Annotated in this window: 8 protein-coding genes and 1 pseudogene; 3 read left to right on the top strand and 6 right to left on the bottom strand. The window is 62.0% G+C overall.

The window, feature by feature from the left end; genetic code table 11:
• Window positions 1-31 precede the first annotated feature (31 nt).
• The 3 genes from AC3WJW_RS14385 (at window position 32) to AC3WJW_RS14375 (ending at window position 5,071) form a co-directional block, all read left to right on the top strand.
• Complete coding sequence (locus tag AC3WJW_RS14385) at window positions 32-1,396, top strand: DUF1329 domain-containing protein (RefSeq protein WP_493726459.1); 1,365 nt, start codon at window positions 32-34, stop codon at window positions 1,394-1,396.
• A gap of 126 nt (window positions 1,397-1,522) precedes the next feature.
• A complete protein-coding gene (locus AC3WJW_RS14380) occupies window positions 1,523-2,599 on the top strand; it encodes a WD40/YVTN/BNR-like repeat-containing protein (protein WP_493726458.1) in 1,077 nt (358 codons plus the stop codon).
• 27 nt (window positions 2,600-2,626) lie between these two features.
• Window positions 2,627-5,071 carry an efflux RND transporter permease subunit gene (locus tag AC3WJW_RS14375; protein WP_493726516.1) on the top strand — a complete coding sequence of 815 codons (2,445 nt, stop codon included), beginning with the start codon at window positions 2,627-2,629 and terminating at the stop codon, window positions 5,069-5,071.
• A gap of 109 nt (window positions 5,072-5,180) precedes the next feature.
• Here the strand turns inward: AC3WJW_RS14375 and acs are convergent, their stop codons facing one another.
• From acs to AC3WJW_RS14345, 6 genes and pseudogenes are all read right to left on the bottom strand, one after another.
• Window positions 5,181-7,136, bottom strand: coding sequence for an acetate--CoA ligase (acs, locus tag AC3WJW_RS14370; protein ID WP_008004234.1), 1,956 nt, complete (start codon window positions 7,134-7,136; stop codon window positions 5,181-5,183).
• Window positions 7,137-7,214: 78 nt separating this feature from the next.
• Window positions 7,215-7,964: a methyl-accepting chemotaxis protein gene (locus AC3WJW_RS14365; RefSeq protein WP_493726515.1), complete on the bottom strand. Its 750-nt coding sequence runs from the start codon at window positions 7,962-7,964 to the stop codon at window positions 7,215-7,217.
• Between the two features lie 108 nt (window positions 7,965-8,072).
• Window positions 8,073-9,098, bottom strand: a pseudogene (locus AC3WJW_RS14360) (HAMP domain-containing protein); the annotation flags it as partial.
• A 195-nt stretch (window positions 9,099-9,293) separates the two neighbouring features.
• Window positions 9,294-10,814, bottom strand: coding sequence for an acetaldehyde dehydrogenase ExaC (gene exaC / locus AC3WJW_RS14355; protein WP_493726457.1), 1,521 nt, complete (start codon window positions 10,812-10,814; stop codon window positions 9,294-9,296).
• Between the two features lie 75 nt (window positions 10,815-10,889).
• Window positions 10,890-11,717, bottom strand: a complete 828-nt coding sequence (gene phnX / locus AC3WJW_RS14350) for a phosphonoacetaldehyde hydrolase (RefSeq protein ID WP_015095080.1) — start codon at window positions 11,715-11,717, stop codon at window positions 10,890-10,892.
• A 39-nt stretch (window positions 11,718-11,756) separates the two neighbouring features.
• Window positions 11,757-13,097 carry an MFS transporter gene (locus AC3WJW_RS14345; protein ID WP_493726456.1) on the bottom strand — a complete coding sequence of 447 codons (1,341 nt, stop codon included), beginning with the start codon at window positions 13,095-13,097 and terminating at the stop codon, window positions 11,757-11,759.
• Between the last annotated feature and the right edge of the window lie 19 nt (window positions 13,098-13,116).

The raw sequence follows: 13,116 nt of genomic DNA, 5'->3' as shown, positions 1-13,116 counted from the left end.
TCCTTGAGTTGTGAGTCAACAGGAGACATCCATGAATTTCGTCAAATCAGTATTGGCCACCGCCCTCGCGCTGGCCGTCGCAGGTTCCGCCCACGCGGCGGTCAGCGCCGATCAGGCCGCGAAGCTCGGCACCAGCCTGACCTCGGTCGGCGCGGACAAGACCGCCAACGCCGATGGCAGCATTCCGGCATACACCGGTGGCCTGACCGCGATTCCGGCTGATTTCAAAACCGGTGATTCGTTTCGTCCCGACCCGTTCGGCAGTGAGAAACCGCGCCTGGTGATTACCGGCAAGAACCTCGCCGAGCAAAAAGACAAACTCACCGCGACGGCCCAGGCGTTGCTCACGCGCTACCCGAGCTATCGCCTCGACGTTTACCCGACTCACCGTAGCGTCACGCTGCCTGACGCCGTGCTGAAGAACACCGCGAAAAACGCCGTGACCGCCAAGACCACCAATGGTGGCCTGTCGCTGGAAAACGTCCTGCCCGGCGTGCCGTTCCCGATGCCGGCTGACGGTAACGAAGCGATGTGGAACCACTTGTTGCGCTATCAAGGCGTGGCCATGACCAACAAGTACGACTCGTGGAACGTCGACTCCTCCGGCACCGCGTCCTTGAGCTCCACGGGCGTGTTCAACATCGAATACCCGCTCTACGCGCCGAACCGGTCCGTGGGGCCAGTCAGTGCCGATGAAACCTTCTACAAGATCAAGCTGACGTACACCGGCCCGGCCCGCCGCGCCGGGGAAGCGCTGTTGCTCATGGACTCGGTCAACCCGATGCAACAACCGCGTCGCGCCTGGCAATACCTGCCGGGGCAACGTCGGGTGAAACTGGCTCCGGACCTGGCCTACGACACGCCGAACCCCGGCACTGTCGGCGCAGCGACCTACGATGACGCGTTCCTGTTCAACGGCGCGATGGACCGCTACGATTTCAAGCTGGTCGGCAAGAAAGAACTCTATGTGCCGTACAACACCTACAAGCTGAGCTATCACAAAGACGCGGCCGATGTGATGAAGGCCAATCATGTGAACCCGGACTTGCTGCGCTGGGAGCTGCACCGGGTGTGGGTGGTCGAAGCCACGCTCAAGCCGGGCAAGCGCCACATCTACAGCAAACGCACGTTCTACCTCGACGAAGACAGCTGGATCGCTTTGGCGTCCGACGAGTACGACGCCCGTGGCCAGCTCTACCGCGGCGGTTTCTCGCACCTGACCTACAGCTACGACGTGCAGGCCCCGGACACCATCAACCACATGCTCTACGACCTGGTTTCCGGTGCCTATAACGTCAACGGTTTCTACGGTCCTTACGGTGGCCTGAAGTACATCGATCCACTGTCCAAGGCCCAGTGGTCCGCCGAGTCGCTGGCCGGTACCGGTATCCGCTAACCCCACAACCCCTGTAGGAGCTGCCGAAGGCTGCGATCTTTTGACTTTGTTCTTCAAAAACAACATCAAAAGATCGCAGCCTGCGGCAGCTCCTACAGGACTGTGGGTGCATCCGAGATAACAATAATGACAATGATCAAATGGTTCCTTCTCGCTGCCTTGTCGGCGGCCATGGCCGTTCCGTTCACCCGCCCGGTGATCGCCAGTGAATTTGCCGATGTGCTGGAAACGCCAGCGCTGCGCAGCGAGTTGGCGGCGGGTTCCATGGTGACGGGGTTGGCCCGCGCCGGTGAGCGACTGGTCGCCGTGGGCCAGCGCGGGCACATTCTGTATTCCGATGACGCCGGCCAGCATTGGCTGCAGGCCCAGGTGCCGGTCAGTTGCGATCTGCTGGCCGTGCACTTTCCCACGCCGCAACTCGGCTGGGCCGTGGGGCACGATGGCGTGGTCCTGCACAGCAGCGATGGCGGGGAAACCTGGCGCCGGCAACTGGATGGGCGCCAGGCTGGCCCGATCATGCTCGCGTATTACCAGCGGCAACTTGACGGCCATCCGGATGACGCGGGCCTGCAAGCACGGGTCGGCGACGCGCAACGCATGGTCGAGGAGGGCGCCGACAAACCCTTCCTGGATGTCTGGTTTGAAAACGAGCGCGTCGGCTACATCGTCGGCGCGTTCAACCTGATTTTCCGTACCGATGACGGCGGCTTGCGCTGGACGCCGTTGCTGGAGCGCACCGACAACCCGGGAGCGCTGAACCTTTACGCGGTGCGTCCGGTAGGTGACGAGTTGTTCATCGTCGGCGAACAAGGCCTGGTCATGAAGCTGGATCGCGCGAGCGGTCGTTTCAAGGCGCTGTCGACGCCGTACAACGGCAGCTTCTTCGGCGTCACCGGTAAACCCGGTGTCGCGCTGGTGTACGGCCTGCGCGGCAACGTCTTTCGCAGCACCGATGACGGGGCGAGCTGGAGCAGGATCGACCTCGGCCTGCCCCTCAGTATCACCGCCAGCAGCGTCACCGCCGATGGCCGCATCCTGCTGGTCAGCCAGGCCGGCCACGTGCTGGTCAGCAGCGACGACGGTGCCAGTTTTCAATTGCAGCCCACCACCACACTGGCCCCGGTCGCCGCCGCCCAAGTGGCCAGTGGTGGTTCCCTGGTGCTCGCCGGCACCCGTGGCCTGCGCCAGTTGCCCCTCGAATAAGCCCGGCATTACAAAGAGAACAATATGATGGGTCATTACGAACTCGAAACAATGCCGGTGGTCCGCGAGCTCAAGGGCTTCGATGCCCGCTCCGGTAACGCCCTGGAACGGCTGATCTTCAACAACCGCCTGTGGGTGGTGCTGGCCTGCGTGCTGGTGACGGTTGCGCTGAGCTATTTCGCGACCACGCGGCTGACGCTCAATGCCAGCTTCGAAAAGATGATCCCGCAGAGCCAGCCCTTCATCAAAAACTACCTGGAAAACCGCCAGGCCCTGCGCGGTCTGGGCAATGCGGTACGGGTGGTGGTGGAGAGCAGCAACGGAGATATTTTCGACCCGCACTATCTGGACGCGTTGAAGGAAATCAACGACGAACTGTTCGTCACACCGGGCGTCGACCGTGCATGGATGAAGTCCCTGTGGACCCCGGCGGTGCGCTGGACCGAAGTCACCGAAGCCGGCTTCCAGGGCGGCCCGGTGATGCCCGACTCCTACGACGGTTCGGCGCAGAGCGTGCAGCAACTGCGCCAGAACATCGCCCGTTCGGGGATCGTCGGCAGCCTGATCGGCAACAACTTCAAGTCGAGCATGATCTTCGTGCCGCTGCTGGAGAAAGACCCGGTCAGCGGGCAGGCCATCGACTACCACCAGTTCTCGAAAACCCTTGAAGAGAAGCTGCGCGACAAGTACGAGTTCGAAGGCAGCGTGCGCGTGGCGGGCGAGGAGGGCAAAGGCCCGCTGAAGATCCGCGTGATCGGTTTCGCCAAACTGGTTGGCGATCTGCTCGATGGACTCATGCAGGTCATGCTGTACTTCGGCGCCGCCGCGCTGATCGCCACCGCCATCATCTTCTACTTCACCCGGTGTGTGCGCAGCACGGCACTGGTGATTCTGTGCTCGGTGATCGCCGTCGTCTGGCAATTGGGGCTGGTCGCACTGTTCGGCTTTGCCCTGGACCCGTTTTCGATCCTGGTGCCGTTCCTGGTGTTCGCCATCGGCGTGTCCCACGGCGCGCAGAAGATGAACGGGATCATGCAGGATGTCGGACGCGGCACTCACCAATGGGTGGCCGCGCGTTATACCTTCCGCCGCTTGTTCCTTGCCGGGCTTACCGCTTTGCTGGCGGATGCCGTGGGTTTTGCGGTGTTGATGCTGATCGACATTCCCGTGATCCAGGACCTGGCGATCACCGCCAGCATTGGTGTCGCGGTGCTGATCTTCACCAACCTGGTGCTGCTGCCGGTGCTGCTGTCTTACTGGGGCGTCAGTCGCAAGGCCGCCGAACGCAGCTTGCGCGCCGAGAACAAAGAGCAGCGCGGCAAAGGCATGGGCGCACTGTGGAGTTTTCTCGACAGGTTCACCGAGCGTCGCTGGGCCACCGTTGCCGTGACCATCGCGGGCCTGTTGGCCGTGGGCGGGATTGTCGTCAGCCATCATTTGAAGATCGGCGACCTTGACCCCGGTGCGCCGGAACTGCGCGCCGACTCGCGCTACAACCGCGACAACGCCTACATCACCGCCAACTATTCGCTGTCCAGCGACCAGTTCGCGATCATGCTCAAGACGCCTGGCGAAGGCTGCCTGAAGTACGAAAGCCTGGTGGAAGCCGATCGGCTGGGCTGGTTGTTGCAGCAGCAACCCGGAGTGCAAACCACCGTGTCGCTGGTCAATGCCGTGCGGCAGATCACTGCAGGTTCCTACGAGGGCAACCCCAAGTGGCAGACCATCGCCCGCAACCAGAACGTGCTGAACTACGGCGCGCAGCAGGCCTCGGTCAGCAGTCCGGACCTGTTCAACAACGATTGCTCGATGATGCCGATCGTGGCGTATCTGTCGGACCACAAGGCCGAGACCCTCGACCGTGTGGTGCAAGTGGCGCAAACCTTTGCCCGCGAGCACAGCAACGGCGAGCGCCAGTTCATGCTCGCCGCCGGCAGTGCCGGGATCGAAGCGGCGACCAACATCGTCGTGCGCGAGGCCAACCGGACCATGTTGTTGTACGTGTATGGCGCGGTCATCGTGCTGTGCTTCATCACCTTCCGCAGCTGGCGCGCGGTGGTGGTGGCCGTGGTGCCGTTGATGCTCACGTCGATTCTTTGCGAGGCGCTGATGGTCTGGCTCGGCATGGGGGTGAAAGTGGCCACGCTGCCGGTGATCGCACTCGGCGTAGGGATCGGCGTGGACTACGCGCTGTACCTGCTCAGTGTGCAACTGGCGCAGCAACGGGCCGGGTTGTCGCTGACCGACGCCTACCGCAATGCCGTGGCGTTCACCGGTAAAGTGGTGGCGCTGGTCGGCATCACCCTGGCCGCTGGCGTGATCACCTGGGCCTGGTCGCCGATCAAGTTCCAGGCCGACATGGGCATCCTGCTGACGTTCATGTTCATCTGGAACATGGTCGGGGCGTTGATCCTTATTCCTGCGCTTTCGCATTTTCTCTTGAAAAACGTGAAAACCAGTAACCGGACTTAGCGCAGTCCCTGTAGGAGCTGCCGAAGGCTGCGATCTTTTGACTTTTACCCACAAAAAAACCCCGCCAGGCGCAATACCGGGCGGGGTTTTGGATGACGCCGAACGCTACTTAAGCAACATTCATCGTCTTGTGCGTATCAATCAAATGCTGCACCACACTCGGATCCGCCAGGGTGGAAATATCCCCCAACCCATCATATTCAGCGGTAGCAATCTTGCGCAGAATCCGCCGCATGATCTTGCCCGAACGGGTCTTCGGCAGCCCCGGCGCCCACTGGATCACATCCGGCGACGCAATCGGCCCGATCTCCTTGCGCACCCAGTTCTTCAGCTCCAGGCGCAGTTGCTCGTTCGGCTCCTCGCCGTTTTTCAGGGTGACATACACATAAATGCCCTGGCCCTTGATGTCGTGCGGCACACCGACCACCGCCGCTTCGGCGACTTTCGGGTGCGCGACCATCGCGCTTTCGATCTCGGCGGTGCCCATGCGGTGGCCGGAGACGTTGAGCACGTCGTCCACGCGCCCGGTGATCCAGTAGTAGCCATCGGCATCGCGACGGGCGCCGTCACCGGTGAAGTACATGCCACGGAAGGTCTTGAAGTAGGTGTCGACGAAGCGGTCATGATCGCCATACAGCGTCCGCGCCTGGCCCGGCCACGAATCGAGAATCACCAGGTTGCCCTCGGCCTCGCCTTCGATGATGTTGCCCAGGTTGTCCACCAGGGCCGGCACCACGCCGAAGAACGGACGCGCCGCCGAACCCGGCTTGAGGGCATGGGCGCCCGGCAGCGGGCTCATCATGTTGCCGCCGGTTTCGGTCTGCCACCAGGTGTCGACGATCGGGCAGCGGGACTTGCCGACGTTCTTGTAGTACCAGTCCCAGGCTTCCGGGTTGATCGGCTCGCCCACCGAACCCAACAGGCGCAGGCTGCTGCCATCGGCGCCTTCTACCGCGGCGGTGCCCGAGGCCATCATGGCGCGGATTGCGGTCGGCGCGGTGTAGAGGATGTTGACCTTATGTTTGTCGACGATCTTCGCCACCCGGGTGATGTCCGGGTAGTTCGGCACGCCTTCGAACAGCAGGGTGGTCGCGCCGTTGGCCAGCGGGCCGTAGACGATGTAGCTGTGGCCGGTGACCCAGCCGACGTCGGCGGTGCACCAGTAGATTTCGCCCGGGCGGTAGTCGAACACGCGTTCGTGGGTCATGGCCGCGTACAGCAGGTAGCCGCCGGTGGTGTGCTGCACGCCCTTCGGCTTGCCGGTGGAGCCCGAGGTGTAAAGGATGAACAGCGCCTCTTCGGCACCCATCTCTTTCGGCGCACACACGGTGCCGGCCACCTTCATCAGGTCCTCGAACCAGATGTCGCGATGCTGGTTCCACTTGATGTCGCCACCGGTGCGCTTGCACACGATGACTTTCTGGATGCTGCTGGTTTCCGGGTTGGTCAGCGCGTCGTCGACGTTGGCCTTGAGCGGGATCTTCTTGCCGGCACGAATGCCTTCGTCGGCGGTGATCACCACTTTCGAGCGGCAGTCGATGATGCGACCGGCCAGGGCTTCCGGCGAGAAGCCGCCGAACACCACCGAGTGAATCGCGCCGATCCGGGTGCAGGCCAGCATGGCGACCACGGCTTCGGGGATCATCGGCATGTAGATGGTCACCACGTCGCCGCGGTGCACGTCCTGGCCGCGCAGGGCGTTGGCGAACTTGCAGACCTGCTCGTGCAGCTCGCGGTAAGTGATGTTGCGGCTCTCGGCAGGGTCATCGCCCTCCCAGATGATCGCGACCTGGTCGCCGCGCTCGGCCAGATGACGGTCGAGGCAGTTGTAGGACACGTTCAGGGTGCCGTCGGCGAACCACTTGATGTCGACATGGTGGTCGTCGAAGGAGGTCTGCTTCACCGTGGTGAAAGGCTTGATCCAGTCGAGGCGCTTGGCTTGCTCGCGCCAGAAGCCGTCCGGGTTGACGACCGACTGCTGGTACATGGCCTTGTAGGTCGCCTCGTCGGTCAGGGTGTTGGCCAGAACCTCGGGACGAACGGGATACAGGGAAGCCGCACTCATCTTTCTTACCTCGGTGGAATAGTTGTTTTTGTGATCTGTTACGGGTTTGCAGCTCAAGCATTCGGGCAAATGCAACATTCAGATCCGGAAGCGACTGAGTAGTTTGTCTTGCTGGCCGACGTGCTCCACCATGGCTGAGCATTGGCGAGCCTGCTTGTCCGCGCTGCCGGATACTTCAATACTGATGTCGCGGATATTGGTGGTGTTGCGGTTGATTTCCTCGGTCGTGGCGCTTTGTTCTTCAGCGGCCGCGGCAATCTGCAGGTTCATGTCATTGATGCGGTAAATGGCCTCGCGTATGCGTTCGAGGGTGTCATTGGCGGCGTTGGCATCCCCGGCCGTCCTGCTGGCTGTGTCGCGGCTCTGCTGCATGCGTGCCTGGGCATGTTTTACCCCGGTCTGCAGCTGGTCGATCATCTCGCGTATTTCCTGGGTGGATTGCTGGGTGCGCGAGGCCAGGGAGCGCACCTCATCGGCCACGACCGCAAACCCGCGTCCCGACTCACCGGCACGGGCCGCCTCGATGGCGGCATTGAGGGCGAGCAGATTGGTCTGGTCGGCGATGCTGGTGATGACCGCCACAATCGATTCAATGCGTTGACTGAGGGTGGACAAGTCATTGATCGCATGACCGGTGGCGTCCATCTCCTCGGCCAAGCGCTTGATGGCCCCGGTAGACCGGGAAACCAGAGCGACGCCGTCGGCGGTTTCTTCGTTAGCGGCAATCGCCGCTTCGGCAGCGGTTTGCGCGTTGCGCGCGACATCTTCGGCGGTCGAGGCCATCTCGGTCATGGCGGTGGCCAGTTGATCCAGTTCCTGCAATTGCACCTGGACGCGGTTGGCGGCCTGATCCGCCTCGCATGAGGTTGCGGTGGTGCTCTCGCGGACCTGTTGCGAGCTGTTTTTCACGTCGCCGATGAGCGCCTTGAGGTTGTGCAGGAACTGGTTGAATTCCCCGGCGACCAGCGCAATTTCATCATTGCCGACCACGGGCAGCTGGCGGGTCAGGTCGCCTTCACCGCGATTAATGTCTGCCAGCGAGTCCTTCAGTTGTTCCAGCGGCCGCAGCAGTCGCCTGACCAGCAGCCCCAACACCAACAGGCTGAGCAGCACGCCCAGGCCGGTACCGATCACGGCTCGCCAACTCAGGGTATGCGCCGCGGCCATGACGATGTCCTGGTCCAGGACCACGCCGATGTACCAATCCATCCCCTTGAGATTGGAGAGCGGAATGAACGACACCAGCAGGGATTTCCCGTCGCTGCGCACCTCTTGTAGCTGAGCGTCGAGGGGCAGGGCGCTCCCGGCAAAAAGCTGACTGTAGGGCTTGCCGTTCAGTTCGGCGTCCGGGTGAGAAATGATGTTGCCGCTTTTACTGAGCAGGAACGCATAACCGGCCCCGCCGAAATCCAGGGTATTGATGGCATCGGCCACCGTGGTCAGGCGGATGTCACCGCCAAACACCCCGAGCAACTGTCCCGCGTCGCTGATCCGGGCGACGGCCGAGATCAGGATTTCACCCGTGGTGGAGTCCTTGTAGGGTTCGGTCAGGACGGCTTGGCTGCCGGTCTTTCCCGTCGCATACCAGGGACGGGTGCGACCGTCATAGTCGGGTTTCGGATTCCACGCCGCCGAGTTCTTGATGGGCTTTCCATCTGACTCAAGGGCGCCGAACACCAGCTTGAATTCGTCTTTCAGAATGGGTGAATCGATGATACGTTGGGTCGCTTGCACACTGTATTGGCGATCGATCGCCTGGGAGGCCAGGTCCATCAGATGAAGCTTGCCGTTCAGCCAGTTCTCGATCTGACGTGCCACTGCATTGCTCGATTCGGCAATGCTCGCCTCGACCTGGTGACGCAAAATGCTACGGATCTGCTCTACCTGAACCAGCGATAGAAGACTGGTGGTCACCAACAGCACACAAGCAGCCACAAGGCTCACCTTGTAACGGATTTTCATCGAGGGCTCCAAAGGGGCGATCAAGGGGAACAGAAAAGTCTCAGGTCAGTGAGGACGCCTTCGCGAGCAGGCTCGCTCCCACAGGGTTATGGGGTGAATTCACTATTGAGAAGCCAGCCCGGATCCACTGTGGGAGCGAGCCTGCTCGCGAAGGCGGTAGAAAGGGCGACACGGAGATCAGTGTCGCCCTCGGTTTTAGAAGAAGCCCAGCGGATTGATGTCGTAGCTCACCAGCAGGTTTTTGGTCTGCTGATAGTGGTCGAGCATCATCTTGTGGGTTTCACGGCCGACGCCGGACTTCTTGTAGCCGCCGAACGCAGCGTGCGCCGGGTACAGGTGGTAGCAGTTGGTCCACACTCGACCGGCCTTGATGGCGCGGCCCATGCGGTAGGCGCGGTTGATGTCGCGGGTCCAGAGGCCGGCGCCGAGGCCGAACTCGGTGTCGTTGGCGATGGCCAGGGCTTCGGCTTCGTCCTTGAAGGTGGTGATGCCGACCACCGGGCCAAAGATTTCTTCCTGGAACACACGCATCTTGTTGGTGCCCTTGAGCAGCGTCGGCTGGATGTAATACCCGCTCGCCAGGTTGCCCTCGAGTTTTTCCACCTTGCCGCCGGTCAGCAGTTCGGCCCCTTCGCCCTTGGCAATTTCCAGGTACGAAAGGATCTTGTCGAATTGCTGCTCGGACGCCTGGGCGCCGACCATGGTGTCGGTGTCCAGCGGGTCGCCGCGTTTGATTTGCAGGACCTTCTTCATCACCACTAGCATGAATTCGTCGTAGATCGACTCCTGCACCAGCGCACGGGAAGGGCAGGTGCAGACTTCGCCCTGGTTGAAGAACGCCAGCACCAGGCCTTCGGCGGCTTTCTCGATGAAGGATGGTTCGGCCTTCATGATGTCTTCGAAGAAGATGTTTGGCGACTTGCCGCCCAGCTCCACGGTGGACGGAATGATGTTTTCCGCCGCGCATTTCATGATGTGCGAGCCGACCGGGGTCGAGCCGGTGAAGGCGATCTTGGCGATGCGTTTGCTGGTGGCCAGGGCTTCGCCGGCTTCTTTGCCGAAGCCTTGCACGATGTTCAGTACGCCCGGTGGCAGCAGGTCGCCGATCAGTTCGACCAGCACGGTGATGCCCAGCGGGGTCTGCTCGGCAGGCTTGAGCACCACGCAGTTACCGGCAGCCAGCGCCGGGGCGAGTTTCCACGCGGCCATCAGAATCGGGAAGTTCCACGGGATGATCTGGCCGACCACGCCCAACGGCTCATGGAAGTGATAGGCCGCGGTGTGTTCGTTGATTTCAGCGGAGCTGCCTTCCTGGGCGCGGATGCAACCGGCGTAGTAGCGGAAGTGGTCCACGGCCAGCGGGATGTCGGCGTTCAGCGTTTCACGCACGGCCTTGCCGTTGTCCCAGGTTTCAGTGACGGCCAGCACTTCAAGGTTCTGCTCGATGCGGTCGGCGATTTTCAGCAGCGCCAGGGAGCGGTCCTGCACCGAGGTCTTGCCCCAGGCATCGGCAGCGGCGTGGGCAGCGTCCAGGGCCTTGTCGATGTCTTCGGCCGTGGAGCGGGGGAATTCGGCAATCGGTTGGCCATTCACCGGCGAGGTGGTGGTGAAGTACTGACCTTTGACCGGCGCGACGAACTCACCGCCGATGTAGTTGCCGTAGCGGGACTTGAAGGAAACGATGGCACCGGCAGTGCCTGGGTGGGCGTAGTTCATGATCGGGTTCTCTTGTTGTTTTGGGGTGTGACCGCCCACAGGACGGTCACTGTCAGGTGCACAAGCCGTGCAGGGTCAGGAACCCTGAGGGGTTTCGCCACGAGCCAGGCGCGCATTGATGTCTTCAATGACGGCCGGTAGATCGACGATGGTGTCGATCAGGTAGTGCGGGCGCGAACCTTCGAACATCCGGGTGATGCGGGCGCGCTCTTCGGCCAGCTTGTCCGAAGGCAAGTCCCTGAACTGGTCATAGGTCAGCCCCAGTGCGTTGCCGGAGCAGGTCAATGCGACCGTCCACATGCCGGCACTGCGGCCTTCAAGGATGCCTGGCCAGGTGTCGTCGACCTTGACGCAAGCGGCCACATCGCTGATGCCCAACGCGATCACGTTGGCCAGGGCCTGGGCCGGATGCGGGCGGCCATTGGGTACTTCGTCAGTGGCCACGACGTGGTCGGCGACGTAGCCGTTCTTGCGCGCCAGCTCGACGACTTTCTCCATGACCACGGCCGGGTAACCCGAGCACGACCCGATTTTCAGACCCTTGTCGCGCAAGGCATCGATGGTATCCAGTGCACCCGGAATCAGCGCCGAGTGCAGGGCGATCTTCTCGATCTGCAAGGGCATGAAGCGCTCATACAGGGCGGTGACATCGTCATCCGTCGGCAGGCGTCCGAAGGCGGCCTGGTAACGTTCGGCGATCTGCGGCTCGTTGCACAACGTGCGGATGTGGTCCCACTTGCCCATGCCCATCGGACCCCGGGCTTCCGCCAGGGAGACCGCTACGCCAAACTCGGCGAAGGCTTCGACAAAAATCTGCGTGGGGGCAAAGGAACCGAAATCAACGACGGTGCCCGCCCAGTCCAGAACCACGGCTTGCAGTTGGGAAGGTTGCTTGTATTGCATGATGATTGCTCCAGGGAAAGGTGAGTGGGTAGTACGAATTCAAGGCGTGGTGCCGACAATGACCGGTTGTACCGGGGTCGATACCAGCAGCGGGTTTTCCAGTGTTTTCGGCCGGCTGTTCCAGAAGGGCACCAGCATCAGGCTGGCCAGGAGTGCGGCGCCGGTGAACACCAGGAACACGGTGATGGTGTCGAAGTAACCCGGCAGCAGGCCGCCAAGGACCGCACCGACCGAACCACAGCCGTTGACGAAGCCCGCGGCGGAGGCAGCCCCGTCCTTGCTGCCGAAGTCGATGGCCGCCGAGCCGCTGATCATCGAGTCCGGCCCGTACAGCGTCAGGCCCATCATGAACAGCAGGCCGACCACCATGTACAGACTGCCGCTTTGCATGGCGGGAACGAACAGTCCCAGGCAGACAGTGAGGACCACCAGGCTGAGCACGCAGGCCGGTATGCGACGAGCGCCGAAGTATTTGTCTGAGGCGATACCGATGAGGATGGGGCCTACCAGGCCTGCCAGTTCAAACGAGGTGGGGACGATGGCGGACGCTACCTTGCCGATCTCGGGCATGCGTTCGTAGATGATCACCGGGCCCCACAGCAGAATGGCGTAGCGCGCCGGCTTGAGCATGAAATAGGCAAGGCCGAGCACCAGCACGGTGCGATTTTTCATCACGGTCCGTATGCCGGCCCACATGCTTTCGCGGGGAACCACGACGTTGCTGACCGGTTCGATCTCGATTTCGACAGCAGGCAGGCCTACGTCTTCCGGACGGTTGCGTTGCAGGAAATAGAACAACACCGCCACCACCAGCACGACAACGGCACTGCTGATGAACGCGATGCGCCAGTCGTGATAGGCCTGATAAGCCCACCAGCCGGCAAACGGCGTGGCCACCAGACCGCCAAAGGCGTACGAGGTGCTCCAGTAACCGAGTACGCGGCCACGCTCACTGGTACTGAAGAAACTCCCGACGTTCTTGCACAGGCCCGACCAACCGGTAGATTGGGCGAAGCCCTGCACCAGCATGCAGGAGACGAAGATCGGTAGCGTGGCGTAGGTCCCCATCAGGAGCGCCGCCGCCGCCGAAATGACCAGGCCGCTGAGGACCACCACCCTTGGTCCGAAACGGTCGGAGAAGTTGCCCCACAGGAACTGGCCCACGGCATAGGCCGTCAGGTACAGGGCATCGAGGTTGGCCATCACGGCCTTTTCGAGCATGAAGTTCGGGTCTTCGCCGATACCCAGCTTGGCCACGGAAAACGCTTTGCGGGTGAAGTAGAAGGCGGCATACGCCACCCAGGTGATGAGGAAAATCTGCACGCGCCAACGCTGGAGGGATTTCCAGCCGGTGGCGAGGGGGCTTGTCGTGTTGTTCATGGTGTACTGATCCCGTATG

It is taken from the genome of Pseudomonas sp. GW821-FHT07G06, from assembly GCF_058986625.1.
The sequence above is the reverse complement of the archived record's forward strand: the minus strand, read 5'-3'. Positions and strand labels throughout refer to the sequence as shown.